At 71.2% G+C, this 25535-nt stretch carries 24 protein-coding genes; 18 read left to right on the top strand and 6 right to left on the bottom strand.

What is annotated here, in order from left to right; translation table 11 throughout:
• Positions 1-3: 3 nt before the first annotated feature.
• The 12 genes from recG to AC5L3X_RS05095 all read left to right on the top strand — a co-directional run bounded on the left by recG (position 4) and on the right by AC5L3X_RS05095 (position 14039).
• A complete protein-coding gene (gene recG, locus AC5L3X_RS05150; RefSeq protein ID WP_494855432.1) occupies positions 4-2178 on the top strand; it encodes an ATP-dependent DNA helicase RecG in 2175 nt (724 codons plus the stop codon).
• A 335-nt stretch (positions 2179-2513) separates the two neighbouring features.
• Positions 2514-3125 (top strand): 16S rRNA (guanine(966)-N(2))-methyltransferase RsmD, encoded by a 612-nt coding sequence (rsmD, locus tag AC5L3X_RS05145; protein ID WP_494855431.1) that lies wholly within the window; start codon positions 2514-2516, stop codon positions 3123-3125.
• Between the two features lie 14 nt (positions 3126-3139).
• The gene (gene coaD / locus AC5L3X_RS05140) at positions 3140-3616 is read left to right on the top strand and encodes a pantetheine-phosphate adenylyltransferase (RefSeq protein ID WP_189123363.1); all 477 of its coding nucleotides are present in this window, start codon (positions 3140-3142) and stop codon (positions 3614-3616) included.
• A gap of 53 nt (positions 3617-3669) precedes the next feature.
• The gene (locus AC5L3X_RS05135) at positions 3670-4239 is read left to right on the top strand and encodes a YceD family protein (RefSeq protein WP_494855430.1); all 570 of its coding nucleotides are present in this window, start codon (positions 3670-3672) and stop codon (positions 4237-4239) included.
• A gap of 1 nt (position 4240) precedes the next feature.
• A complete protein-coding gene (gene rpmF / locus AC5L3X_RS05130; RefSeq protein WP_033409409.1) occupies positions 4241-4420 on the top strand; it encodes a 50S ribosomal protein L32 in 180 nt (59 codons plus the stop codon).
• Positions 4421-4630: 210 nt separating this feature from the next.
• Positions 4631-5350, top strand: coding sequence for a ribonuclease III (gene rnc, locus AC5L3X_RS05125; RefSeq protein WP_189123594.1), 720 nt, complete (start codon positions 4631-4633; stop codon positions 5348-5350).
• A 1-nt stretch (position 5351) separates the two neighbouring features.
• Positions 5352-6197 carry a bifunctional DNA-formamidopyrimidine glycosylase/DNA-(apurinic or apyrimidinic site) lyase gene (mutM, locus tag AC5L3X_RS05120; RefSeq protein ID WP_494855428.1) on the top strand — a complete coding sequence of 282 codons (846 nt, stop codon included), beginning with the start codon at positions 5352-5354 and terminating at the stop codon, positions 6195-6197.
• A 32-nt stretch (positions 6198-6229) separates the two neighbouring features.
• Entirely contained in the window at positions 6230-6517 is a 288-nt protein-coding gene (locus AC5L3X_RS05115; RefSeq protein WP_494855426.1) for an acylphosphatase, read from the top strand.
• A 191-nt stretch (positions 6518-6708) separates the two neighbouring features.
• Positions 6709-6903, top strand: a complete 195-nt coding sequence (locus AC5L3X_RS05110; RefSeq protein ID WP_049556952.1) for a hypothetical protein — start codon at positions 6709-6711, stop codon at positions 6901-6903.
• A gap of 196 nt (positions 6904-7099) precedes the next feature.
• Positions 7100-10885 (top strand): AAA family ATPase, encoded by a 3786-nt coding sequence (locus AC5L3X_RS05105; RefSeq protein WP_494855425.1) that lies wholly within the window; start codon positions 7100-7102, stop codon positions 10883-10885.
• A gap of 53 nt (positions 10886-10938) precedes the next feature.
• Positions 10939-12117, top strand: a complete 1179-nt coding sequence (ftsY, locus tag AC5L3X_RS05100) for a signal recognition particle-docking protein FtsY (RefSeq protein ID WP_494855423.1) — start codon at positions 10939-10941, stop codon at positions 12115-12117.
• Positions 12118-12365: 248 nt separating this feature from the next.
• Positions 12366-14039, top strand: coding sequence for a tetratricopeptide repeat protein (locus AC5L3X_RS05095; RefSeq protein ID WP_494855421.1), 1674 nt, complete (start codon positions 12366-12368; stop codon positions 14037-14039).
• A 15-nt stretch (positions 14040-14054) separates the two neighbouring features.
• Here AC5L3X_RS05095 and AC5L3X_RS05090 read toward each other — a convergent pair whose 3' ends face one another.
• From AC5L3X_RS05090 to AC5L3X_RS05080, 3 genes are read right to left on the bottom strand one after another with little or no spacing between them, the layout of a single operon-like run.
• On the bottom strand, positions 14055-14837 hold the full coding sequence (locus AC5L3X_RS05090) for an ABC transporter ATP-binding protein (RefSeq protein ID WP_494855419.1): 783 nt from the start codon (positions 14835-14837) through the stop codon (positions 14055-14057).
• Positions 14834-15880: a FecCD family ABC transporter permease gene (locus AC5L3X_RS05085; protein ID WP_494855417.1), complete on the bottom strand. Its 1047-nt coding sequence runs from the start codon at positions 15878-15880 to the stop codon at positions 14834-14836. The genes AC5L3X_RS05090 and AC5L3X_RS05085 overlap by 4 nt, the downstream gene beginning before the upstream one ends.
• Positions 15877-16911: a FecCD family ABC transporter permease gene (locus AC5L3X_RS05080; protein ID WP_494855416.1), complete on the bottom strand. Its 1035-nt coding sequence runs from the start codon at positions 16909-16911 to the stop codon at positions 15877-15879. The genes AC5L3X_RS05085 and AC5L3X_RS05080 overlap by 4 nt, the downstream gene beginning before the upstream one ends.
• A gap of 94 nt (positions 16912-17005) precedes the next feature.
• Between AC5L3X_RS05080 and AC5L3X_RS05075 the strand changes: the two genes are divergently transcribed.
• Positions 17006-17980 carry an ABC transporter substrate-binding protein gene (locus AC5L3X_RS05075; protein WP_494855414.1) on the top strand — a complete coding sequence of 325 codons (975 nt, stop codon included), beginning with the start codon at positions 17006-17008 and terminating at the stop codon, positions 17978-17980.
• Positions 17981-17984: 4 nt separating this feature from the next.
• Here AC5L3X_RS05075 and AC5L3X_RS05070 read toward each other — a convergent pair whose 3' ends face one another.
• Entirely contained in the window at positions 17985-19058 is a 1074-nt protein-coding gene (locus tag AC5L3X_RS05070) for a PLP-dependent cysteine synthase family protein (RefSeq protein ID WP_189123372.1), read from the bottom strand.
• Between the two features lie 237 nt (positions 19059-19295).
• Here AC5L3X_RS05070 and AC5L3X_RS05065 point away from each other — a divergent pair, with 237 nt between their 5' ends.
• On the top strand, positions 19296-19880 hold the full coding sequence (locus tag AC5L3X_RS05065; protein ID WP_225262396.1) for a sigma-70 family RNA polymerase sigma factor: 585 nt from the start codon (positions 19296-19298) through the stop codon (positions 19878-19880).
• Here AC5L3X_RS05065 and AC5L3X_RS05060 read toward each other — a convergent pair.
• Together AC5L3X_RS05060 and AC5L3X_RS05055 are read right to left on the bottom strand one after the other, a co-directional pair.
• Positions 19877-20785 (bottom strand): anti-sigma factor RsbA family regulatory protein, encoded by a 909-nt coding sequence (locus AC5L3X_RS05060; RefSeq protein ID WP_494855411.1) that lies wholly within the window; start codon positions 20783-20785, stop codon positions 19877-19879. The two genes, AC5L3X_RS05065 and AC5L3X_RS05060, sit on opposite strands and share 4 nt — an antisense overlap.
• A 63-nt stretch (positions 20786-20848) precedes the next feature.
• Positions 20849-21682 carry an EamA family transporter gene (locus tag AC5L3X_RS05055; RefSeq protein WP_494855410.1) on the bottom strand — a complete coding sequence of 278 codons (834 nt, stop codon included), beginning with the start codon at positions 21680-21682 and terminating at the stop codon, positions 20849-20851.
• 88 nt (positions 21683-21770) lie between these two features.
• Here AC5L3X_RS05055 and AC5L3X_RS05050 point away from each other — a divergent pair, with 88 nt between their 5' ends.
• The 4 genes from AC5L3X_RS05050 to AC5L3X_RS05035 all read left to right on the top strand — a co-directional run bounded on the left by AC5L3X_RS05050 (position 21771) and on the right by AC5L3X_RS05035 (position 25449).
• The gene (locus tag AC5L3X_RS05050) at positions 21771-22346 is read left to right on the top strand and encodes a helix-turn-helix domain-containing protein (RefSeq protein ID WP_189123376.1); all 576 of its coding nucleotides are present in this window, start codon (positions 21771-21773) and stop codon (positions 22344-22346) included.
• A gap of 172 nt (positions 22347-22518) precedes the next feature.
• Positions 22519-23310, top strand: a complete 792-nt coding sequence (locus AC5L3X_RS05045) for a polysaccharide deacetylase family protein (RefSeq protein ID WP_494855408.1) — start codon at positions 22519-22521, stop codon at positions 23308-23310.
• 20 nt (positions 23311-23330) lie between these two features.
• On the top strand, positions 23331-23981 hold the full coding sequence (locus AC5L3X_RS05040; RefSeq protein ID WP_494855407.1) for a DUF2461 domain-containing protein: 651 nt from the start codon (positions 23331-23333) through the stop codon (positions 23979-23981).
• Position 23982: 1 nt separating this feature from the next.
• Complete coding sequence (locus AC5L3X_RS05035) at positions 23983-25449, top strand: DUF2079 domain-containing protein (protein ID WP_494855405.1); 1467 nt, start codon at positions 23983-23985, stop codon at positions 25447-25449.
• Positions 25450-25535 lie beyond the last annotated feature (86 nt).

The raw sequence follows: 25535 nt of genomic DNA, 5'->3' as shown, positions 1-25535 counted from the left end.
CCGGTGAGCCGTTTCGATGAGCCCCTGACCAAGGCGCTCGACCCCAAGACCGCCAAGCTGCTGCACGGCGTGCTCGGCCTGGAGACGGTCGGTGACCTGCTGCGCCACTATCCGCGCCGCTACGCCGAGCGCGGCGAGCTCACCTCGCTCGACGCGCTCGAGGTCGACGAGCACGTCACCGTGGTGGGCGAGGTCACCAGGCTCATGCGCAAGCCCATGCGCAACCGCGGCGGCACCTGGCTCGAGGTCGAGGTCGTCGACGGCACGGGCAAGAAGATCTATCTGTCGTTCTTCGGCAAGGGCTCCCACGTGGCCGAGTCGCGGCTCAAGCCGGGTCGGCGCGGCATGTTCGCCGGCAAGGTCGGCCTGTTCGGGTCGCACACCAACCCGCGCTGGCAGCTGTCGCATCCGGAGTTCGAGTTGTTCGAGGAGACCGAGGCCAGCGCCGCCGAGTTCTCCGCCGCGCCGGTGCCGATCTACCCGGCGGGCAAGGACCTGACACCGTGGGTGATCAGGCGGGCGGTCGGCCTGGTGCTCGACACGCTGGGTCCGCTGACCGACTCGCTGCCCGAGGAGCTGCGCGCCCGCCACGGGCTGCAGGATCTGGGCGAGGCGCTGGAGGCCATCCACCGGCCGAAGGACTTCGCCGAGGTGCGGCGGGCCCGGGAGCGGCTCAAGTTCGACGAGGCCTTCGTGCTGCAGGCGGTGCTGCTCCAGCGCAGGCAGGCCGCGACGGCCTGGCCGGCCCGGCCGCGACCGCGTCGGGACGACGGGATCCTGGCCGACTTCGACGCCCGGCTGCCGTTCACGCTCACCGAGGGGCAGGCGCTCGTGGGCGAGGAGCTCGCCGCCGACCTGGCGCTGGAGCACCCCATGCACCGGCTGCTTCAGGGCGAGGTGGGGGCGGGCAAGACCGTGGTGGCGCTGCGCGCCATGCTGCAGGTGGTCGACGCGGGTGGGCAGGCCGTCCTGCTGGCGCCCACCGAGGTGCTCGCCCAGCAGCACCACCGCTCGATCAGCGCCATGCTGGGCGACCTGGCGCAGGGCGGCATGTTCGGCGGCACGGCGGTCACCCTGCTGACCGGTTCCATGGGCGCCGCCGCCCGCCGCTCGGCCCTGCTCGACGCCGCCTCGGGCACGGCCGGCATCGTCGTGGGCACGCACGCGCTGCTGCAGGAGCACGTCCAGTTCGCCGACCTGGGCCTGGTCGTGGTGGACGAGCAGCACCGGTTCGGCGTGGAGCAGCGCGACGCCCTGCGCGAGAAGGCCGGCGACGGGCGGCCGCACGTGCTGGTGATGACCGCCACCCCGATCCCGCGCACGGTCGCCATGACCGTCTTCGGCGACCTGGAGGTCTCGACGCTGGCGCAGCTTCCGTCGGGCCGCGCCCCGATCACCACGCACGTGGTGCCCGCCGCCGACAAGCCCCACTTCCTGGAGCGCACCTGGGAGCGGGTGCGCGAGGAGGTGGCGCTGGGCCGGCAGGCCTACATCGTCTGTCCCCGCATCGGCGACCTGGAGGGCGACGAGGGCGACCTGGCGCCGCCCGCCGACGACGAGCGCCGGCCGCCTCTGGCCGTCCTGGAGGTCGCCGACCTGCTGTCCGAGGGGCCCTTCCATGATCTGCGGCTGGGTGTGCTGCACGGCAAGCTCCCGCCCGAGGAGAAGGACGCGGTCATGCGCGCGTTCACGCGGGGCGAGCTCGACGTCCTGGTCGCCACCACGGTCATCGAGGTGGGGGTCGACGTGCGCAACGCCTCGGTCATGATCATCATGGACGCCGACCGGTTCGGCGTCTCCCAGCTCCACCAGCTTCGCGGCCGGGTCGGCCGCGGCGGCCTGCCGGGGCTCTGCCTGCTGGTCTCCGACTTCCCCGAGGGCACTCCGGCCCGGGCCCGCCTCGACGCCGTGGCCGCCACCCTCGACGGGTTCGAGCTGTCCCGGGTCGACCTGGAGCAACGCCGTGAGGGCGATGTCCTGGGCGCCGCCCAGTCGGGCAAGCGGTCATCGCTCAAGATGCTCCAGCTCCTGCGCGACGAGGACGTGATCGAGGCGGCTCGTGAGGAGGCGGCGGCCCTGCTGGCCAGAGATCCCTCCCTGACCTCCCACGACGGTCTCCGCGCCGAGATCGACCGGCTGCTGGCCGACGAACGCGCCGAATACCTGGAGAAGACGTGATCTACGGCGGGGCGCTCGGCAGGACGTGACCGGAGAGCGGATTCCTGGCGAGCGTCTTCCGCGGCGGCCGGCGCCGGCGTGATCTCGGCCCCAGCCGCGGGGACGGCCTCCCCCCGAATGCCGTCCCCGGCTGGGCCCACCCCTCGGGTCAGGTGCCGAGGGAACCGGTGTGCGGAAGGGCTCACGATCACACCGGTCGGCCTCCAGCTGGGTCACCTCGGAGGCCGCAGGACTCATCATGCGTGGCCGGTCAGACGATGTGAATCACCCTTGCGCTCTCAAGGCCGACACCTGTGCACTCTTGACCTGCGTTGACATGCGGAACAATGGCTCTTATGACTCGGATCATCGCGGGGACCGCGGGTGGGCGGCGGCTGGTCGTGCCGCCGGGGCGCGGGACGAGGCCGACCAGCGACAGGGCGCGAGAGGGGATCTTCTTGACCCTCGACTCGCTCCAGGGGCTGGCGGGTGCCCGGGTGATGGATCTGTACGCCGGTTCGGGGGCGGTCGGGCTGGAGGCGCTGTCCCGGGGGGCGGCGCACGCGCTGCTGGTGGAGTCGGACCCGAAGGCTGTCCGGACGATCAGGGCCAATGTCAAGGCGCTGGCGCTCGACGGGGTCCAGGTGGTCGCCGACCGGGTGGAGCGGCTGCTGGGCAGGCCTCCCGGAGAGCCGGAGGGCGCGGGCGGTGACCGATCGTCCGGCCAGGGCGGGGAGGCGTACGACATCGTCTTCGCCGATCCGCCCTACGCGGTCTCGGGCGAGGAGGTGACTCGGGTGCTGGAGTCGCTGCGCGACCACGGGTGGCTGGCCGAGGGGGCTTTGGTGGCATTCGAGCGGGAAACCAGGGGAAAGCCCCTCATATGGCCTAAAGGGTACGTTGAGGAGAGGGTCCGTCGTTATGGTGAAGCGTCCGTTTGGTACGGTCGCGCCGCCGGGAACCCGTAGACCTGGGAGGCGTTTTGCGGCGCGTTGTCTGCCCGGGGTCGTTCGACCCCATCACCAATGGTCACCTCGACATCATCGGCCGGTCCGCCCGGCTCTATGACGAGGTGACCGTCGCCGTCCTCATCAACGTCGAGAAGAGCAGCCTGTTCACGGTCGACGAGCGGATCGACATGCTGCAGACCGTCACCAAGGAATACCCCAACGTCAAGGTCGAGAAGTTCCACGGGCTCCTCGTCGACTTCTGCAGGCACAACGACATCCCCGCGATCGTCAAGGGGATCAGGGTGGTCAGCGACTTCGACTACGAGCTGCAGATGGCACAGCTCAACTACCGGCTGTCCGGCGTCGAGACGCTGTTCATGCCGACCAACCCCGAATACTCGTTCCTGTCCTCCAGCAGGGTGAAGGAGATCGCCCGCTATGGTGGCGACGTGTCCGGCCTGGTGCCGGATCTGGTGCACACACTGCTCGTCGAGCGGCTCAGGAGCTGACAGCGGCCTGGTATCCTTTCATTTCAGCCTTGTACGACGGCGACGGTTTCGCCATGCCTAGCGAGAGCAGGATGACTCAGCACCTCGACCCCCGCTCCCCATGGGTGATCTCCACCCACGACCTGGGAAAGCGGCCGGGCACGATGAGGCGGGTGACCCTGACCCTTCCGGCACCGGCAGATCTCGGCGTCGACATGATCGGTGTCCCCAAGGACGCCGAAGTCGAGCTGGATCTCCGGTTCGAAGCAGTGATGGAAGGCGTGCTCGTCTCGGGCACGGCGCAGGCCCCGCTCGCCGGGGAGTGCGCGCGGTGCCTTGACCCGTTGACCTCGGAGATCGAGGTCGACCTGCAGGAGCTGTTCTTCTACTCCGACGAGGACGCCTCCGAGGACGACTCACTGCTCGACGGGGCGCTGCTCGACCTCGAGCCGACGTTCCGCGACGCGGTGGTGCTCGCGCTGCCGCTGAGTCCCGTCTGTCGCGACGACTGCACGGGGCTTTGCGTGGAGTGCGGGGTCAAGCTGGCCGAGGCCGGCGACGATCACCGGCACGAGAAGATCGACGCTCGCTGGGCGTCGTTGCAAGGTCTGGTTACCGAGAACGATAACGATCAGGAGAAGTGACGTGGCCGTCCCGAAGCGAAAGATGTCGCGGAGCAACACCCGCGCCCGTCGCTCCCAGTGGAAGACGACTGCTGTCGCCCTGGTGAGCTGCCCGCAGTGCCGTTCGCCCAAGCAGCCGCACATCGCGTGCCCCACCTGTGGCACCTACAACCGTCGTCAGGTCATCGAGCCGTCCGCCTGATCTCGCAGTTGACGTGATGCCGACCGGGTGCCATTGTGCCCCGGTCGGCGTTAACGTCTCAGATGCGTGCGGTAGCGGTTCGCCCGCGGTCGTGGTGGACGCCGGGGCTCTGTCCTCCCCGACGCCCACCACGTTTTCGGGCATCCTCCGCAGCCGTCGCGCCGTGTGAAGGTGTCCGAGGAGGAACACGTGGGCGCAGGTCCTAAGCCGGTGGCCGTGGAGGTCGCCGGAGCAGAGCTGGAGAGAGTGCTGGCCGTCAGCCTCGACTCCGACATTCTCGAGCGGGCGTTGACGCACCGCTCCTACGCGTACGAGAACGGCGGCCTGCCCACCAACGAGCGCCTGGAGTTCCTCGGCGACTCGGTACTGGGCCTGGTGGTCACCGACACCCTCTACCGCAACCACCCCGACCTGCCCGAGGGGCAGCTGGCCAAGCTGCGGGCCGCGGTGGTCAACATGCGTGCCCTGGCCGACGTGGCCCGCGACCTGGGATTGGGCCGGTTCCTGCGGCTCGGCAGGGGCGAGGAGGGCACGGGCGGGCGCGACAAGTCGTCGATCCTGGCCGACACCCTGGAGGCGCTGATCGGCGCCGTCTACGTCGACAAGGGGCTGGACGAGGCGTTCCGCGTGGTCCACCTGTTGTTCGACCCGCTGATCGTCCGCTCGGCCTCGCTCGGCGCGGGGCTCGACTGGAAGACGTCCCTGCAGGAGCTCACCGCCTCCGAGGCGCTCGGCGTGCCCGAATACCACGTCGAGGAGAGCGGCCCCGACCACGCCAAGTCCTTCACCGCCGAGGTGCTGGTGGGCGGCGAGGCCTACGGCTCGGGCACGGGGCGCAGCAAGAAGGAGGCCGAGCAGCAGGCGGCCGAGGCGGCGTGGACCCGCATCCGGGCCCGCCGCGAGCAGCGCGAGAGCCAGCCGGCGGGCTAGGGTGCCCGAGCTGCCAGAGGTCGAGGTCGTCCGGCGGGGACTCGCCCAGTGGGTGGCCGGCCGCGAGATCGCCACGGCGGAGGTGCTGCACCCGCGTGCCATCAGGCGTCACGTTCCGGGCGCCACGGAGTTCGCCGCGCGGCTGAAGGGCCGCACGGTCATCTCCGCCGAACGTCGCGGCAAATACCTGTGGCTGCCCCTGTCGGGCGCCGAGGAGGCGCTCATGGCCCACCTCGGGATGAGTGGCCAACTGCTCGTGGTGGACCCGCACGCGCCGCTGGAGAAGCACCTGCGGGTACGTCTCGGCTTCACGGACGGCGGTCCCGACCTCCGGTTCGTCGATCAGCGGACGTTCGGCCATGTCATGCTCACGGCCCTGGTCGACGGCGTCCCCGAGCCGATCTCGCACATCGCGCCCGACCCGTTCGAAGAGGCGTTCGACGACGAGGCGTTCGCGGCCGGCCTGCGGCGCAAGCGGACCGAGATCAAGCGGGCCCTGCTCGACCAGTCGCTGATCAGCGGGGTCGGCAACATCTACGCCGACGAGGCGCTCTGGCTGGCCCGGCTGCACTGGGCCCGTCCCACGCAGACCCTCACCCGGCCCAAGATCGCCGAGCTGCTGGCCGCCGTACGCGAGGTGATGGGCGCCGCGCTGGCCCAGGGCGGCACCTCGTTCGACAGCCTCTACGTGAACGTCAACGGTGAGAGCGGCTACTTCGACCGCTCCCTGGAGGTCTACGGCAGGCGCGACCAGCCCTGCTCGCGCTGCGGCACCCCGATCCGGCGTGAGGCGTTCATGAACCGCTCGTCCTACTCCTGTCCGACCTGCCAGCGACGGCCGCGCTGACCACCCACCTGAGACGCGACGGAGACAGTGGAATGCCGGAGAACACCGAGATCGTCCGGGTGACCGCCTGGGTGCGCGGGCGGGTGCAGGGGGTCGGGTTCCGGTGGTGGACCAGGGCCCGGGCGCTGGAGCTGGGGCTCGTCGGCTGGGCACGCAACACCGAGGACGGCCGGGTGGAGGTCGTCGCCGAGGGATCCCGGGAGGCCTGCGTCAAGCTCCTGGACCTGCTCAGAGGTTGCGACACGCCGGGCCGGGTGGATGGAGTAGTGGAACGCTGGAGTGAAGTGCGAGGTGGTTTGGGGGGATTCCTCGAGCGGTAAGGGCTTTCGTTAAACACCCCAAATGGGGTATAGTTATATGGCAAGAGTGCCCACTGGGGGGTAACAGCGGTTCGTTCGACTTGACCGCCCACACTGCCGGTGCGACTCTTGTTAGGTACCACGCGCACCCCTCCCGCGGAATAAGAAGTGCGCGAACCAGTCTGGTCACTCAGCGTGGAGGACCCTTTACCATGGCGAAGGCTCTACTCGGCCACGTCGGCGGTCCTGACCCTCGAATGGTCTCGGAGATGCGCCGTCTGCAGCAGCGAATCCGTGATCTGGAGGCAGAACTCATCCGACTTCAGGCCCAGAATGACGCTCTTGCGGCGCAAACCCGCGATGAGGCAATCAGTCGCATGCAGGAGCGCGAGCCGGCACTCACCTGACGAGTGATCGGATCGCATGATCCAGGGACGTCTCCATGAGGCGTCCCTCGTTATTTGCCCTCTTCATCGCCCGATCCGGAATATCTTGGTAGCTCTTTTGCCTGGGCCGCCGCGGACTCGACTGCGGCGGCCAGCATGGGGCAGGCAGGACCAGTAGGCTTTTCCGGAGTCCGTTCAGGGAGAAGGGGGCCGACGCTTGTATTTGAAGACCCTCACCCTGCGCGGCTTCAAGTCCTTCGCCTCCGCGACCGCTCTGCGTTTCGAGCCCGGCATCACCTGCGTCGTGGGCCCCAACGGCTCCGGCAAGTCCAACGTCGTCGACGCCCTGGCCTGGGTCATGGGTGAGCACAGCGCCAAGTCGCTGCGCGGCGGCAAGATGGAAGACGTGATCTTCGCCGGCACCTCGTCCAGGCCGCCGCTGGGCCGGGCCGAGGTGACGCTGACCATCGACAACTCCGACGGCGCGTTGCCGATCGACTACAGCGAGGTCACGATCAGCCGGCTGATGTTCCGGTCGGGCCAGAGCGAATACGCGATCAACGGCGACACCTGCCGTCTCCTCGACATCCAGGAGCTGCTGTCCGACTCGGGCATCGGCCGCGAGATGCACGTCATCGTCGGCCAGGGCCAGCTCGACGCGGTGCTCCACGCCGGCCCCGAGGACCGGCGGGCGTTCATCGAGGAGGCCGCGGGCGTTCTGAAGCACCGCAAGCGCAAGGAGAAGGCGCTGCGCAAGCTCGACGCGATGCAGGCCAACCTGACCCGCGTCCAGGACCTCGCCACCGAGCTGCGCCGCCAGCTCAAGCCGCTCGGCCGTCAGGCCGAGATCGCCCGCAAGGCCGCCGTGATCCAGGCCGACCTGCGTGACGCGCGGCTGCGGTTGCTTGCCGACGACGTCGGCATCCTGCGCTCGACGCTGGAGCGCGAGGCCGCCGACGAGGCCGCCGTTCTGAGCAGACGCACCCAGGTGGAGGCCGAGCTGGCCGAGGGCCAGCAGCGGGAGGCCGCCCTGGAGAGCGCCGAGGCCGAGGCTCAGCCCCGGCTGAGCGCCGCGCAGGAGACCTACTTCCGGCTGTCCAGCCTGCGTGAACGCATCACCGGCCTCGAACAACTGGCCGCCGAGCGCCACCGGCACGCCGTCGACGCCGCCTCCATCGAGCGGCGCGGGCGCGACCCCGAAGATCTCGAACGCGAGGCCGCCGAGGTGCGTGAGCAGGAGCTCATCCTCCAGGCCGAGCTGGAGCACGCCCAGGAGCTGCTGGAGGAGGCGGTCCAGCGGCGGGCCGACTCCGAGGCCGCGCTGAGCGCCGAGGAGCGCCGCCTCGCCATGGCCGCCAGGGCCGCCGCCGACCGGCGCGAGGGCCTGGCCAAACTCCGGGGCCAGGTCGACTCCGTGCGCAGCAGGTCACGCGCCGCCGAGGAGGAGATCGGCCGCCTCAACCGGGCCGTCGCCGAGGCGGCCGAGCGCGAGCGGCGCGCCCGCGACGACCTGGAGGAGCGGCGGCGCGAGGAGCCCGCCGTCGATCCGGCGCTCGCCGAGGAGCTCGCCACCGCGCAGGCACTGGTGGAGGAGGCCAAGTCCGTCGCCGACGAGGCCCGCGCCGCGGCCTCGTCGGCCAAGGCCGCCCTCGACGCGCCGCGTTCGGCCGCCCAGGCCGCCAAGGCGGCAGTCGTCGCGGCGCGCGCCGCCGACCAGGAGGCCCAGCGGGCGGTGGCCGCGCTGCGGGCCCGCTGCGAGGCGCTGGAGCTCGGGCTGGCCAAGGGCGACGGCGGCGCCGCCCTCCTGGAGGCCGATCTGGCCGGGGTGCTGGGCCCGCTCGCGGCCTCACTCCAGGTCACGCCGGGCGCCGAGCCGGCGGTCGCCGCCGTGCTCGGCCCGGTCGCCGAGGCCATCGCCGTCAGGTCCGTCGACACGGCGATCGAGGCCATCGAGCTGTTGCGGGTCAAGGAGGCAGGTCAGGCCACCCTCCTCGTCGCCTCCCCGGCCGACGGGCCGGGACGCGGGTCCGCGTCCCCAGGTGACGGGCCGAAGGACCCGTCCCCGGCAGCCGCGGCAGGCCGGATGGGGGAGACCGGGGTCCGTGCGGCCGCGCCGGGAGGCGGCGAGGTCCGTACGGCCGCGCCCGGAGGTGCGGAGTGGGCGGCCGAGCTGGTGACCGTGCCAGGCCACCTGAGGTCGGCGGTCGACCGCCTGCTGTCCGGTGTCGTCGTCGTGGACGATCTCGGCGTCGCCCGCCGGGTGGTCGAGGAGCACTCCGGGCTGCGCGCCGTGACCAGGGACGGCGACCTCGTCGGCGCCCATCTGGCCAGCGGCGGGTTCGAGGGCGGCACCTCGGTCCTGCAGGTGCGGGCGGCGCTCGACGACGCCGTCGCCGACCTCGGTGACGCGGAGGCCACCGCCGAGCGCACCGCCGAGGCGCTCGACGAGGCGGCCGCCACCGAGCAGGCGGCCCAGGCGGCCGTGGAGGAGGCGCAGGCCCGGGTCAATGAGGCGCAGACCGCCGTCGGCACCGCCCAGGCCGGGGTGAGCGCCGCCCAGGGCGCGCTCGACCAGGTCAGGGCCCGGCAGCGAGAGGCCGACCAGCGCGACGCCGCCGCCGCCAAGCGGCTGGCCCAGCTGGAGGCGGCTGCCGACGCCGCCCACGACGAGGCCGAGCGGCTGCGTCACGGCGTCACCGCGGCCGAGGAGTCCCGGGCCGAGGGCCTGGCGGAGCTGGCCGAGCTGGAGATCAGGCTGGCCGAGGCCGAATACTCCCAGGAGCTGGAGGCGGAGCCCACCACCGAGGCCCGCGACGAGCTGGCCGTCACCTGCCAGACCGACAGGCAGCGCGAGATGGAGACCCGGCTCCAGGTCCGCACCGCCGAGGAGCGCGTCAAGGGCATCGAGGGCCGGGCCGACGGCCTCGTCCGCGCCGCCCAGCGCGAGCGGCACGAGCGCGCCCAGGCCGCCGCCCGGCGCGCCAGGCGCAGGCGCCAGGCGGAGGTGGCCGAGGCGGTCAGCGGGGGCGCCAGGCGGGTGCTCACCGCGCTCGCCTCGTCCGTCCAGCTCGCGGCCCGGGAGCGTGACGAGGCCGACCTGGCGCGGGTGGCGATCGACGCCGAGCTCAAGCAGGTACGCGTGCGCGTCCGCGAGCTCAGCCAGGAGCTCGACAAGCTGGTCAACCGCGTGCACGGCAGCGAGGTCGCCCGCACCGAGCAGCGGCTGCGCCTGGAGCAGCTGGAGCAGCGGGCCCTGGACGAGTTCGGCGTCGAGCCCGAGACCCTGATCTCCGAGTACGGCCCGCAGGCCCCGGTGCCCGGCGACCCGCCGATCCCCTACGTACGCGAGGAGCAGGAGAAACGGGCCCGTGCCGCCGAGCGGCAGATGAACCAACTGGGCAAGGTCAATCCGCTCGCCCTGGAGGAGTTCGCCGCCCTGGAGGAGCGCCACGCCTTCCTCACCTCGCAGCTCGAAGACCTCAAGAAGACCAGGCGCGACCTCATGACCGTGGTCAAGGAGGTCGACGACCGGGTGGAGCAGATGTTCTCCTCGGCCTACGAGGACGTGGCCCGCGAGTTCGAGCAGATCTTCACCCGGGTCTTCCCCGGCGGCGAGGGCCGGCTGGTCCTCACCGAGCCCACCGACATGCTGACCACCGGCATCGAGGTCGAGGCCCGGCCACCGGGCAAGAAGGTCAAGCGGCTGTCGCTGCTGTCCGGCGGTGAGCGGTCGCTGACGGCGGTGGCGTTCCTGATCTCCATCTTCAAGGCCCGGCCCTCGCCGTTCTACGTCATGGACGAGGTCGAGGCGGCGCTCGACGACACCAACACGCAGCGCCTGCTGAGGCTCTTCGAGGAGCTGCGGCAGAGCTCGCAGCTGATCGTGATCACCCACAACAAGCGCACGATGGAGATCGCCGACGCCCTCTACGGCGTGTCGATGCGGGGCGACGGCGTCACCCAGGTCGTCAGCCAGCGGCTGCGGGAGCGCGAGCCGGCCTGATCCGCGTGGCCCTGGGCATGACCATGCCGGTCGATCTGGAAAACTGACGTCTTGTGGATGGTTATCTCGGCGTCATCGTGATCGTGGTCCTCGTCGCCCTCGTGGCGGCGGGCGGCCTGTTCCTGCTCTTCAGACCGGGAGGCAAGGCCGCGCCACCGGCCGAGCCGCCGCAGACGCTTGTGCCTCCGGAGGAGAAGGAGAAGCGAGCGGCTCCAGGTGGCGAGGAAGGTGAGGGGGCCACCACCACGCTCCCGCCTCCGGTCAAACCGGCCGAGCCGGTCGTGGTGCCGCCCGAGGTGGAGGTGCCGCCGCCGTCCGCCGGTCGGATGGTGCGGCTGCGGTCCAGGCTGGCCCGCTCGCAGAGCGCGCTCGGCCGGGGGCTGCTGGAGCTGCTCTCCCGTGACCGCCTCGACGACGAGGTCTGGGACGAGATCGAGGAGGCGCTGATCACCGCCGACGTCGGTGTGGCGCCCACCCGCGCCATCGTCGAGGAGCTGCAGACCAAGGTCAAGGTGCTCGGCACCCGCACGCCCGACCAGGTGCGCGCCCTGCTCCGCGAGCAGTTGCTGGCCCAGGTCAATCCCGATCTCGACCGCACCCTGCACGTCCAGAGGCATGGTGAGCGGCCCGCGGTGGTGCTCGTCGTGGGCGTCAACGGCACCGGCAAGACCACCACGACCGGCAAGCTCGCCCGCTCGCTCATCGGTGACGGCAAGACGGTCGTGCTCGGCGCGGCCGACACGTTCCGCGCGGCGGCGGCCGACCAGCTGCAGACCTGGGGTGACCGGGTCGGGGCCGAGGTGGTGCGCGGGCCGGAGGCCGGCGACCCGGCCTCCGTGGCCTTCGACGCCACCGCCAAGGGCATCCTGGACAAGGTCGACGTGGTCATCGTCGACACGGCGGGCCGGCTGCACACCAAGACCGGCCTGATGGACGAGCTGGGCAAGGTCAAGCGGGTCATCGAGAAGAAGGCCACCGTCGACGAGGTGCTGCTGGTCCTCGACGCCACCACCGGCCAGAACGGCATGCGGCAGGCGCAGGTCTTCGCCGAGGTGGTCAACATCACCGGCATCGCGCTGACCAAGCTCGACGGCACGGCCAAGGGCGGCATCGTCATCTCGGTGCAGCGCGAGCTGGGGGTGCCGGTCAAACTGGCCGGGCTGGGCGAGGGGCCCGACGATCTGGCTCCGTTCGACCCCGAGGTGTTCGTGGACGCGATCCTTGGGGACTGACACATAATCAATTCGGATATGTCACTTACCGGTTGATGCCTTGTCGTTTGACCGGTGCCGTGTTGACATTGAGCGGTCCTCGGAAACTGATCGGAAAGGGCGCTCAATGAAGAGAGTCGTCGTCCACAAACCCGGCACCGTCAAGCTGTCCGGAGCCGCGAGTCCGAAGCACTCGGCCTGACCTGTCCTGAACGCACGGATGAGGCCGGCGTCTGCGGTGGTGACGCCGGTTTCCGTCTTCTCCGGGAGTGACTCTGCGAGAGATCACGGTTGACGCCGACCGCAGGCTGCGCGGCCCTTACACGCTGGCGTCTGGGCTGCTCACGGCGCTGCTCCCCGAGGCTGCGCCGGATCTGGTGGCCGCGCACGACATCGAGATCAGAGCCGCCGCGCCCGGTCTGCGCGACCTGGTCCCCGCCCGGAGGACCTCGCTGGCCGACCGGCTGCCGCAGGACGAACGCATCCTGGTGCCCGCACCCCTGCGGACGCTCCGCCTGGCGAACGGGCTGGCGGAGTTCGTCCGGGATCATGTGGCGCGGAGTGTGCCGCTGACTTTACGGGTGAATAATGCCGAAGAATCGGACCCGACCGATACTGAATTCCTGGCGGTCCTGAGGCGTCGCGTGCCCGCCGCGTCCGTCACGGTGGTGATCTCTCCGCCCGGGCCGCCACGCCCGCGGCCTGTCGTCCCGCCCGCGGCCGAGCTCGACCGCTACCGCAACGAGGGCTTCCACCACGCCATGGCCGAGGCCGGCCTGGCGCTACTGCCCACGCTGGACGAGGACGGCGAGGAGTGGTGGACGCTGCTGCACCGTACGGCCACCGCGCTGGCCGCCCTCGACCGGGAGGGCGAGGCCCGCGACCTGCTCGACCGCGCCCGCCGGGTCAGCACCCGGCCCAAGGAGCTCGCCACAGCCGCCTACGCCACCGCGATGCTGCTCGTCCGCCACCACGACCCCGGCGAGCGCGACCCCGAGGAGGCGATGGCCTGGATCAACCAGGCGGTCGCGCTCACCTCGCTGCTGCCCGATCGCGGCGAGCGGGCCTTCCACCTGAGCTTCGACCTCAACGGCAAGGCGCTGGTCGAGGTGCGCAGAGGGCGTTTTGCGCAGGCCGAGCGGCTTGTCCAGGAGGCCGTCGAGCTGGCCGAGCGCGACCTAGAGCCCGGCCGGCACCCCATCCACAAGCTCGTGCTGCGGGCGAACCGGGCCCAGCTGGCGGCCCAGCGGGGCGACCTCGCCGGCGCGCTGCGCGATCTCGACGCGGTCGTCGCGGCCGATCCCGGTTATCCCGACTACTACCTCGACCGGGGCAACCTGCTGCACCGCCTGGGCCGTCCGGCCGAGGCGACGGCCGACTACGAGACGGCCATGCGGGTCGGCCCGCCCTTCCCCGAGCCCTACTACAACCGCTCCGAGATCCGTTTCGCCGCCGGCGACCTCGCGGGCGCGCTCGCGGACCTCGATCACGCGATCGAGCTGGATCCCGGTTTCACCGACGCCTACGTCAACCGGGCCGGGCTGCTCGTGGCGCTGAACGAGCCGGCCAGGGCCAGGGCCGACGCCGAGCGCGATGCCGGCAACCCGTACCTGCTCTGCGTGCTGGGGCAGATCGAGGCGGCGGAGGGGCACGCGCTGGAGGCCCGCAAGGCGTTCGACTCGGCGCTGGAACGCGAGCCGCGGCTGGCGGCGGCCTGGGCGGGGCGCGGCGCGGTCGCGTTCGGCGAGGGCGAGTACGAGAGCGCCGTCGCCGACCTGAGCCGGGCGATCGAGCTGGAGGAGGGGGCGGAGGTCAGGTTCAACCGGGCGCTCGCGCTCCGGAGGTGCGGGCAGCCCGCGCTGGCCCGAGCCGATTTGTTGCGAGCCCAGGAGCTGGCGCCCGACGACGAGGAGATCCGGCGGGCGCTCGCCGAGCGACCATGAGCGGGGCGCCGGTCGCTAGCGGTGCGGCCCGATCGGGATGACCAGCGGCGTGCCCGCCACCGGGTCGGTGATCACCTTGGCGTCCAGCTCGAACACCTCGCGCAACAGCTCCTCGGTCAGCACCTCGTGCGGGGCGCCGGCGATGATCACCTGGCCCTCGCGCATGGCCACCAGCCGGTCGGCGTAACGGGCCGCCAGGTTGAGGTCGTGCAACACCATCACGATGGTCCGGTCGGCCGCCTGGTGCAGGTGGCGGACCAGCTCCAGGACCTCCACCTGGTGAGCCAGGTCGAGGAAGGTGGTCGGTTCGTCCAGCAGCAGCAGGTCGGTGCCCTGGGCCAGGGCCATGGAGATCCAGGCCCGCTGCCGCTGCCCGCCGGACAGCTCGTCCAGCGGGCGCTCGGCCAGGTCGGCCAGCCCGGTCATGGCCAGCGCCTCGCTCACGGCCGCCTCGTCGTCCGACGACCACTGCCGATACCAGGTCTGGTGCGGGTGGCGGCCCCTGACGACCAGGTCGGCGACGGTCAGGCCCTCCGGCGCGGTGGGCGCCTGGGGGAGCAGGCCGAGCACCTTGGCCACCTCGCGGGTGGGGATGCGGTCGATGCGCTTGCCGTCGAGCAGCACCTCGCCGCCTCGCGGCTTGAGCAGGCGGCCGAGGGCGCGCAGCAGCGTGGACTTGCCGCAGCCGTTGGGGCCGATGATCGCGGTGACCGTGCCCGGCTCGATGACGAGGTCGAGCCCGTCCACGACGGTTCGTTCGCCGTAGCCGAGCTTGACGGCGGCGGCCTGGAGCCTCAAGTGCGTGCCCTCCAGATCAGATGAATCAGGTACGGCGCGCCGAGCACCGCGGTCACGATGCCCACGGGCAGCTCGACAGGGGAGAAGGCGGTGCGCGCGATCAGGTCGGCGCCGGTGGTGAGCAGGGCGCCCACGACGGCCGACGACAGCAGCGGTGGCTGCGCGCAGCGGGCCAGCCGGAGCGCGATCTGCGGCGCGGCCAGCGCGACGAACGCGATCGGCCCGGCCGAGGCGGTGGCGACGGCGGCGAGCAGCACGGCCGCGAGGATCAGCAGGGCCCGCGAGAGGTTCATCCGCACGCCCAGCCCGGTGATGGTGTCGTCGCCGAAGCGCAGCGCGTCGAGCGAGCGGGCGCCGAGCAGCGCCAGCGGGATGAGCACGGCGAGGGCCACGCCGACGGGCCGGACATGCTCCCAGCCGCGGCCGTTGAGCGAGCCGCTGATCCAGACCATGGCCCGGCTGGTGTCGTTGACGTCGCCGATGGTCAGCAGCCAGAACTTGACGTTGGTGAACACGGCCGCCACGCCGATGCCGACGAGGACCAGCCGGTAGCCGTCGAGCCCGCGCCGCCAGGCCAGCGTGTAGACGATCACGGCGCCGATGAGCCCGCCGGCCAGGGCAAGCGCCGGGATGCCGAGGGTGGAGAGCAGCCCGCTGGCGCCGCCGTACGCGCTGCCGCTGACCACGACGCCGGCCACGACGGCGACCGAGGCGCCGGTGGTGACCCCGAGGATCTCGGGGCTGGCCAGCGGGTTGCGGGCGATGGACTGGATGATCGCGCCGGACAGCGCCAGCGCGGCGCCCACCAGCGCGCCGGTCAGGGTGCGGGGCAGGCGGAGATCCATGATGACGAAGTGGCCGGCGCTCGCGGTGTCGAACGTGGCCCGCGCCACCTCGGCCAGGCTCATCTGGATGTCGCCGATGCGCATGTTCAGTGCCATGAGCACGCCGAGCAGCAGGAGGCCGCCCAGCGTGACGGCGGCGGCGCGGGGGCGTACCCGCCAGGACAGGCCCGCGACGCGGAGCGCGAGGACGGTCGTCACAGCCGCACCGGCTTCCTGCGGCGGACCAGCGCGACGAAGAAGGGGGCGCCGAGCAGGGCGAGCACCACGCCGACCTCCAGCTCGCCGGGAGGGGCGACGACGCGGCCGATCACGTCGGCGAGCAGCAGCAGCGCGACGCCGATCAGGCCGGAGTAGGGCAGCAGCCAACGGTGATCGGTGCCGGACAGCGAGCGGGCCAGATGCGGCACGATCAGGCCGACGAAGGCCAGGGACCCGCAGGCGGCCACCGCGGCGCCGGTGAGCAGCGTGACGGCGGCGACGCCGACGCCCCGGGTGAGGCCGATGCGCTGCCCGAGGCCGCGCGCGACGTCCTCGCCGAGGGAGAGCGCGTTCAGGCCGGGGGCGTTGACCATGGCCAGCACCAGGCCGGCCACGACGAACGGCAGCACCTGCCAGACCACGTCAGGGCCGCGCGCGGCGATCGAACCCGCCTGCCAGAACCTGAACACGTCCATGGCCTGCTCGTCGAGGAGCACGATGGCCGAGGTCAGCGCGTAGAGGAAGGCGCTGACGGCGGTGCCCGCGAGGGCGAGCGTGACGGGCGTGGGGCCGCCCCGGCCGCCGACCATGCCGAGCGCGAACACGCCCACGCTGGCGATCAGAGCTCCGGCCAGGCCGAACCAGATGTAGGCGAGCAGGCTCTGGGCGCCGAGCAGGATGATCGAGGCCACCATGGCGAAGGCGGCGCCCTGGGTGACGCCGAGCAGACCGGGGTCGGCGAGCGGGTTGCGGGTGTGGCCCTGCATGAGCGCGCCCGCCACGCCGAGCGCGAGGCCGGCCAGCACGCCGAGCACGGTCCTCGGGACGCGCAGCGAGCGGATGATGATGTGGCTCTCGGTGCCGGTGGGGGCGGTGAGCGCCTGCCAGGCGTCGGCCGGCGGCACGGGCCTGGACCCGACCGTGACGCTCAGCACCACGGTCACGCAGACGGCTCCCAGCAGCACGGTGAGCAGAAGGAGACGCCGGTGGCGGAGGGTGTGCGAGCGTGGCGCGACAGCGGTTGCTCCCACTCGTCCCTCCAGCATTTGCCCGATCCCGGAGAAGTATGCCAGGTTAGGCACGGCTAACTTAATTAAGGGTTGCCTAAGCTAAGAAGGGTTCTCGATGAAATCGTTGCGTGCGCTGGTAGGGGCCGTTCTGGTGGCGGGTCTGGCCGCTTGCGGCTCGACCGAGACCGCCGAGTCCGCCGCTCCGGAGAGCTCGGCCGGGCCGTTCCGCACCGTCAAGCACGCGATGGGCGAGACCGTGATCCCCAGTCGGCCCAAGCGGGTGGTGGCGCTGGACCAGAGCTTCGTGGACGCGGTGCTGACACTGGAGACGCCGGTGGTCGGATACACCACCTACCGGTCGATCGACACGGCGCTGCCCGACTACCTCGGCACCGTCGCCGAGGAGTACGGCAAGGAGGCCACGGCCGTCGGCACGCTGGAGGAGCCGAGCCTGGAGAAGATCATCGCGCTCAAGCCCGACCTGATCGTCTCGGCCAAGGTCCGTCACGAGGCGCTCTACGACAAGCTCGCCAAGATCGCTCCTACCGTCTTCAGCGAGACGACCGGCGCCATCTGGAAGGAGAACCTCCGCCTGGTGGGCCAGGCGCTCGGCAAGGAGGACGTGGCGGAGGCGAGGCTCAAGGCGTTCGAGGAGCGGGCCGGGAAGATCGGCTCCGCGATCAAGGAGAAGGAGGGCGAGCTGCCGACCATCTCCATCGTCCGTTTCGCGGGCGAGCCGACGACCCGCCTGTACGTCGAGGAGTCCTACTCCGGCCTGGTCATGAAGGACATCGGCTTCCCCCGGCCGGAGGGCCAGCCCACCGTGAGCGACTCGATCGTGGTCAACGTCAGTCAGGAGCGCATCGCCGATCTGGACGCCGACCACATCTTCGTGGCGACCTACGCGGACCCCGCCGCCGACGGGCCCAAGGAGAAGTTCGTGAACAACCCGCTGTGGGGCAAGCTCAAGGGCGAGAAGCACGAGGTGAACGACCTCACCTGGATGACCGCCGTCGGCATCCAGGGCGCCCACGCGATCCTCGACGACGTGGCCAAGCTGTTCGAGGTCGACCCGGCCAAGGCGGCCTAGCCGATCAGTCGGGCAGGAACGCCCGGAACTCGTCGAGGTGCGGGTGGATGTCGAGGCCCTGGGCGGCGAGCCAGCCGGGGTCGCAGTAGGTGCCCCGGTAGCGTTCGCCGCCGTCGCAGATGAGGGTGACGACGCTGCCCTGCTCGCCGGCCTCGCGCATCTCCCTGATCAGGTCCACGCAGGCGGCCACGTTGGTGCCGGTGGAGCCGCCGACGTCCCGGCCGGTGACCTCGCGCACCCAGTGCATGGCGGCGATCGACCGGGCATCGGGCACGGCCACCATGCGGTCGATCACCGTGGGCTGGAAGGACGGCTCCACCCGGGGACGGCCGATGCCCTCGATCCGCGAGCCCGGCGCGGTGACCGAGGGGTCGCCCGACACCCAGCTCGGGTAGAAGGCCGAGCCCTCGGGGTCGGCGACGGCCAGGCGGGTGTCGTGGCGGCGGTAGCGGATGTAGCGGCCGATCGTGGACGAGGTGCCGCCGGTGCCCGCGCCGACCACGATCCAGGCCGGCACCGGGTGCGGCTCCAGCGACATCTGCGCGTAGATCGACTCGGCGATGTTGTTGTTGCCGCGCCAGTCGGTCGCCCGCTCGGCGTAGGTGAACTGGTCCATGAAGTGGCCGCCCGTCTCGGCGGCCAGGCGGTGAGACTCGTCATAGATCGTGGTCGGGTCGTCGACCAAATGACATTTGCCGCCGTAGAACTCGATCAGGTGACACTTCTCCGGTGAGGTGGAGGCGGGCATCACCGCGATGAACGGCAGGCCGAGCAGGCGGGCGAAGTAGGCCTCGCTCACGGCCGTGGAGCCGCTGGACGCCTCGACGATCGTGGTCGAGGGGCCGATCCAGCCGTTGGCCAGGCCGTACAGGAAAAGTGATCGGGCAAGTCGGTGTTTCAGTGAACCGGTCGGGTGTACCGACTCGTCTTTCAAGTAGAGGTTTACCCCCCACCGCGGGGGCAGCGGGAAGACATGCAGGTGTGTGTCACAGCTCCGGTTGGCGTCGGCCTCCACCTTGCGGATGGCCTCCGCCACCCAGTGACGTGCCTCCATGTCGTGACGGTCCACGAAATCCATGTCCATACGCTATCTCATGTGACTCCGCCCACTTTTTCTAGGAAATTGGATGGATAGTGTTATGATAATGAGACTAGTCCGGCCGTGGACGTGATGACGCATGCCGCGAGCAATGGGACTTTTTTACCTCTCTGACCAGGCGCAACCGTTAACGCGGCCCTTACGGGGGTTTTGCGAACATGGTTTCGCTGCCTGCGCCGAGACGGGGACAGTGCAAGGGGGAATGAATTGATCACGATGACCGATGAGCAGCGTCAGGACTGGTTCGAGCGCGACGTCGTGCCGGTGACGTCGCAGCTGTTCGCCTCCGCCATGCGCCTGACCCGCAACGCCGCCGACGCCGAGGACCTGGTCCAGGAGACGGTGGCCAAGGCTTACACCTCCTACCACCAGTTCCGCGAGGGCACCAACCTCAAGGCCTGGCTGCACCGCATCCTCACCAACAACTTCATCAACGACTACCGCAAGAAGCAGCGTTCGCCGAAGCTCTCCGCAGCCGAGGACATCGAGGACTGGCAGCTGCACGCCGCCGAGTCGCACAGCTCGACCGGGCTCAGGTCCGCCGAGACCGAGGCGCTCGACCGGCTGCCCGACAACGTGGTGATGAACGCGCTGCGGGCGCTGCCCGAGGACTTCCGCGTGGCCGTCTACCTGGCCGACGTCGAGGGCTTCGCGTACAAGGAGATCGCCGAGCGCATGGGCACTCCCATCGGGACCGTCATGTCCCGGCTGCACCGCGGCCGCCGCCAGCTGCGCGACACGCTGGAGCCGTACGCCCGCGCCGAGGGCGCCGTGCGCGTGCCCGCGCAGAGCGCGGCCTAGTCACCGAGACGCATGTGCAGGCGCACCCGGAGCGTTCCGCGCTCCGTCCGCAGCTCGACGAGATCACAGAGCTGACGACTGATCCAGAGCCCGTATCCCCGAGAGGATTCGGGCTCCGGTGGTATATAGCCCGGTAACGGGTCGGTCAGAGCGCCGCCCGGCTCGGCGATCTCGCAGACCAGCTCCCTCCCGTTCACCCACATCCTGACCAGGCCGTGCCCGGCGCCGTGCTCGACGCTGTTGGCGGCTATCTCCGAGACGCCGAGCACCAGCGAGGCGACGTCGCTCCGGGACATCCCGGCCGCCCTGGCGTAGTCGGTGACCGCCTGGCGCAGGTCCTTCAGCTCGCGGGCGGTGAACCGCAGCGACTCCACCCGCCCGTGCGGGTCGGGCAGCGGCGCGAGGTCGCCGCTCAGCACCAGCTCGTGCGGCTCCACGAACCGCGCGTTGGCCACCTCCCCGTCGGCGCGCAGCGTGAGCGGGTGCGTGACGGGGCCGTGGCTGTACACCTCCTCAGGTGTCCGTCCCGGGTCGTACGGGCACAGCACGGTGGTCGCGGCGCCGCCCAGGGCCGCGTTGAGCACCGACTCGTAGCGGATCCACTCGCGGATCTCCCGGTCGCTCCGGCCCGTCCAGGTGGGCTCGCCGATGATCAGGGTCCGCCGGCCCGTCGCGTACTCGTGGTAGGCGGCCAGGGTCCGGTGCGGGTGGGCGTACCACGAGCCGGACAGGCGGGTGTCGATCCGGTCGGCGTCGGCTCCGAGCGCCTCGGACAGCAGCCCGAGCTTCGCCGCGCAGGTGACCGCGAGCACCCGCCTGCCGTCAGCCAGCGCGTCGCGCACGCGCGGCACCACCAGTCGGAGGAACGCCTCAGGCGAGTCGTACGGCACCAGCAGGTGTCTCAACGACTCACTGTGGGCCCGTGCCCGGTCGGGACGCACGGGCGAAACGTAGCAAGCGCTTGTCGCCTACGCAACGGCTATGAGCGCGACCGCCCCCAGCGCGCAGGCGACCCCGGTCAGCTGGATCGGGTGCAGCCGCTCACCGAGCACCTGCCTGGCCAGCAGCAGCGTGCTCGCCGGGTAGAGCGAGACCAGCACCGCCACCAGGCTGAGCAGGCCCTCGGCCTTGGCCAGCAGGTAGAGGACGTTGGCCAGCATGTCGAGCAGGCCGGCGGCGACGATGACGCGCAACCCCCCGGCGGCCGGCTTCAGCGTGCGCCCGGCGACGACGGCCAGCAGCACGACCATGGTCACCGACGAGAGCCGGGCGCCGACCAGCGGCCACAGCGCGGCGTCGTCCGGGGCCAGCGCGAGCAGGATGAAGAAGCCGCCGAACCCGGCGCCCGCCGCCAGCGCGACCAGCACCGAACCCACGGAGCCGCCCTTCGCGGCCGACGGGTCCTGGCTGACCAGCAGCACCGAGCCGAGCGCGAGCACCACCCCGGTCAGCGCCACGGGATGCGGCCGCTCGCCGCTGGCGAGCCCGAACAGCACCGGCAGCACGGCGGAGGTCACCGCCGTGGTGGGCGCGACCACCGACATCACCCCGGTGGCCAGCGCCCGGTAGAACAGCACGAGCCCGGCCGCGCCCGCCAGACCGGCGGCCAGCCCCCAGAGCAACGCCCTGGTGCCGAACAGGCCGGGCAGCAGCGGGAGCAGGGCCAGGATCAGCGCCAGGCCGGCCAGTTGCGACAGGGCCACGACCGCGAACACCCGGGAACGCCGGGTCGCCAGCCCGCCGAAGAAGTCGGCCGTGCCGTAGACCAACGCACAGGCGGTCGCCAGGATCACCGCAGTCACGTCTCTCCCATCTGGTGCAGTGGAGTGCACTCTTAGTGCAACACAATAGGTGCAATATACTGCAAGCGGGGTTCACTAGACTGCACTCATGCAGGATCCGGAGACGATCACCCAGGCCATCGCCAGCAACGTCAGGGCACAGCGCTCACACCGCGGCTTCACCCTCGACGCCCTGGCCGCACGCTCGGGGGTGAGCAAAGGCATGCTCGTCCAGGTCGAGCAGGCCAGGACCAACCCCAGCGTCTCCACCCTCACCCGCATCGCCTCCGCGCTCGGCGTGACCGTGGCCCGGCTGGTCGAGGTCGCCGACGTGCCGGTGGTCCGGATCGTGGAGAAGGCCGACGTGGTCACCTTCGACCAGGGCGAGGTGCACGCTCGGGTGCTCGTCGGCGCCGACACTCCGACGATCCTGGAGCTGTGGGACTGGCGGCTCGGCCCCGGCGGGCACCACGACGGCGATCCGCACCCGCCCGGCACCAGGGAGATGCTCACTGTCCTCGCGGGTGAGCTCACCCTCACCGTGTACGGCAGAAGCCACCTGATCAGGACCGACGCCGCGGTGGTCTTCACCGCCGATCGGCCCCATCGCTACGCCAACAACGGGCCTGACGAACTCCGCCTCATCATGGTCGTCGCCGAGCCCCGCGAAGCGCCCGACCAGTGAAACATCGGCATCTAGGTACGGATCCGGTCGGATGTGCCCTAAGAGTGGCGCGTCGCCTTACCGCTCCGCAGGCCGATATCCCACCATGGTGGGAGGACCTGGCCAAGGACTTGCGGGGGGATCCGGCACAGGACTATCCATAGCCTGCCCCCCTGTGCCTTCAGGGGGAAGCGTGCACATATGGGGACTGGCTCTGGCGCTGCTGGTGATGGCGGTCACGGCCTGCGGCACGCGGCCCCAGACACGTCAGCAGGCCGCCCGTCCGCCGGCGGTGGTCGACCCCCGGGTCCTGGCCAAGCGGCTGGCGCGGGCGCAGCCCGACTGGCCCGCCAGCCGCCCGGTCAACTGCCGGCGTGACAAGTGCGTCGCGCTCACCTTCGACGACGGGCCCGGTGAATACACCGGCAAGCTGCTCGACCTGCTGCGTGGCCGCGAGGCCAAGGCCACCTTCTTCGTGCTGGGCCAGATGGTGGCCGCCGACCCACACGGCCTCGCGCGCCGCATCGTCGACGAGGGCCACGAGATCGGCAACCACTCCTGGAGCCATCCGCCGCTGACGGCCCTCCCCGAGGAGCAGATCAGGGCCGAGCTCGTCCAGACCGACAATCTCGTGCGCAGGCTGACCGGGGTGCGGATGCGGATGATGCGGCCGCCGTACGGGGCCACGGACGCCAGGGTGGCCGCCGAGACCCGCCGTGAGGGGCTGGCGCAGATCCTGTGGAGCCTCGACACCCTCGACTGGCGCGACCGCGCCTCCTCGGTCGTGGCCCGGCGAGCGGGCGCCGCCAAACCCGGAGAGATCGTGCTCATGCATGACATCCACCGCACGACCATCGAGGCCGTGCCCCAGCTGCTCGACACGCTCGCCAAGAAGGGCTTCAAGTTCGTCACCGTCTCGGAGCTGTACGGTGCCACGCCGGTGCCCGGCCGGGAGTACACGGATCGGTGGACGAAGCACGAGTGAGGCGTGGCACGCTTGTCGGCATGGGTTTCACCGGCTTTCCCGACGAGGCCTTCGTCTTCTACGAGGGCCTTGAGGCGGACAACTCCAAGACGTACTTCACCCGTCACCGGCACTTCTACGACGACGCGGTGCGCGCGCCCATGCTGGCCCTCACCGAGGAGCTGGCGCAGGAGTTCGGCCAGGCCCAGTTGTTCCGCCCCTATCGCGACGTTCGTTACGCCAAGGACAAGTCGCCGTACAAGACCCATCAGGGGGCTTTCGTCGACCTGGTGCCCGGCATCGGGCTCTACGTCCAGATCTCCGCCGACGGCCTCTACACCGCGGGCGGCTGCTACACCCAGGCTTCCGACCAGGTCGCCCGCTACCGCGCGGCCGTGGACGACGACCTGACCGGCAAGTCGCTGGCCGCCCTGGTCGCGGCTCTCCAGGCGGCGGGCCACACCCTGGAGGGCGATCGGCTCAAGACGAAACCGCGTGGGTTCTCCGACGACCATCCGCGCATCGACCTGCTGCGCCACAGGTCCCTGCACGCCGGACACCGGTTCCCGCCCGAGCCCTGGATCCACACCGCCGAGGCGGCCGACCGGGTCCGCGAGACCTGGCGCGCCTTCGAGCCGCTGGTGGGGTGGCTCGGCACCCACGTACGCGCCAGCGATCTGCCCCGGCGCTGAAGTGACGGCGAGCAGCCACGACACGGACGTCCGGCGACCGGAGAGCGGCACCCGAGCCGGGTTCGACCGGCACCGGATCATTCTGGGGGCGATCACCGGGGTGGCCGCCCTGGCCTACGCCGTGCTGTCGCTGACCCGGTTCGCGGGGTTCCGGGCCGGGGCCTACGACCTGGTCATCTTCGACCAGGCGGTCCGCTCCTACTCCCGTTTCCAGCTTCCGGTCGCCATCGTCAAGGGCGTCCACAACGACTTCGGCCCCGGCTTCGCCGTCCTCGGCGACCACTGGTCGCCGATCCTCGCCCTGCTGGCGCCGCTCTACTGGATCTTCGACGGTCCCCAGACCCTGCTCGTCGCCCAGGCGGTGCTGATGGCCGCGGCGGCGGTGCCGCTGTGGGTCTTCACCAGGCGGGCCCTGGGCAGCCCGGCCGTGGCGCACCTGGTCGCGGTCGCCTACACCCTGTCGTGGCCGGTGGTCGAGGCCGTCGCCTTCGATTTCCACGAGGCCGCCTTCGCGCCCCTGCTGACCGCCCTGCTCCTCGAACGGTGGCAGGCGGGCCGGCGCGGCCACGTGGTGCTCGCCGTCCTCGCGCTGCTCTGCGTCAAGGAGGACATGGGCCTACTGGTCGCGGGCTTCGGGCTGGTCCTGCTCTTCCAGCGGGGCTGGCGGGTGCTGGGCGGTGCGTTCGTGGCCGGCGGGCTCGGGTTCGCCGCGCTGGCGTCCCAGGTGCTGATCCCGCTGTTCGGCGGCAGGTCCACCTACTACTGGGCGTACGGCGCGCTGGGCCCCGATCTGCCCGCCGTCGCCCGCACCGCGCTGACCGACCCGCTCACGGTGATCGCCCAGCTCGGCGCCCCGCCCGTCAAGCTCGTCACGCTGGCCCTGCTGCTCGGTGTCAGCCTGCTGGCCGCGCTCGGCTCGCCGTTGTTCGCGATGGCGGTGCCGCTGATCGCCGAGCGGATGCTGGCCGGCTCGTTCCCCAACTGGTGGGTGGCCGAATACCACTACAACGCGTTCGTCGTGGTGGTCGTCTTCGCCGGTGGGGTGGACGCCGTCCGGCGGGTCCGGGGGAGAGTTCCCTGGCTACCCCGGGCGTGGGCGGCGGGCGCGCTCGCGTTCGCGGTCGCCACGGTGCCCTTCTTCTCGCTGGCCGCCCTCGCCGACCCCGACTCCTACCGCCTCGACGGGCGTGAGCGGGCGGCGGCGGCCGCGGTCGCCGTGGTGCCCGACGGCGTGCTGGTCGAGGCGGCCAACAACCTGGCGCCCGCCCTGTCGGGCAGGACCACCGTGCTGCTCTGGGACCGCACGCCCCGCTGGGCGCCATGGGTGGTGGCCGAGACGGGGCGCCGCACGTTCCCCTTCGCCGACCTGCCCGAGCAGCGCGAGCGGGTGCGGCTGCTGGTCGCGAACGGCTACGAGGTGAGGTTCGCCCGGGACGGGTACGTGGTCCTCACCTCGGCGCGGAGCTGACCTGGAGCTGACCTGGTCGTCGCCCGAGGAGACCGAGGACGGCGGCCGAGCCGGGCGCCGCCGTCCCGGTGGGACGCGCGGACCCG

Source organism: Nonomuraea sp. CX421, assembly GCF_059358955.1.
The sequence above is the reverse complement of the archived record's forward strand: the minus strand, read 5'-3'. Positions and strand labels throughout refer to the sequence as shown.

Bases quoted from the DNA above. Each gene is read 5' to 3' on its own strand.
- rsmD (WP_494855431.1), top strand. From the start codon at position 2,514: ATGACTCGGATCATCGCGGGGACCGCGGGTGGGCGGCGGCTGGTCGTG.
- AC5L3X_RS05135 (WP_494855430.1), top strand. From the start codon at position 3,670: ATGCCTAGCGAGAGCAGGATGACTCAGCACCTCGACCCCCGCTCCCCA.
- AC5L3X_RS05115 (WP_494855426.1), top strand. From the start codon at position 6,230: ATGCCGGAGAACACCGAGATCGTCCGGGTGACCGCCTGGGTGCGCGGG.
- AC5L3X_RS05110 (WP_049556952.1), top strand. From the start codon at position 6,709: ATGGCGAAGGCTCTACTCGGCCACGTCGGCGGTCCTGACCCTCGAATG.
- AC5L3X_RS05075 (WP_494855414.1), top strand. From the start codon at position 17,006: ATGAAATCGTTGCGTGCGCTGGTAGGGGCCGTTCTGGTGGCGGGTCTG.
- AC5L3X_RS05070 (WP_189123372.1), bottom strand. From the start codon at position 19,058: ATGGATTTCGTGGACCGTCACGACATGGAGGCACGTCACTGGGTGGCG.
- AC5L3X_RS05065 (WP_225262396.1), top strand. From the start codon at position 19,296: ATGACCGATGAGCAGCGTCAGGACTGGTTCGAGCGCGACGTCGTGCCG.
- AC5L3X_RS05050 (WP_189123376.1), top strand. From the start codon at position 21,771: ATGCAGGATCCGGAGACGATCACCCAGGCCATCGCCAGCAACGTCAGG.
- AC5L3X_RS05040 (WP_494855407.1), top strand. From the start codon at position 23,331: ATGGGTTTCACCGGCTTTCCCGACGAGGCCTTCGTCTTCTACGAGGGC.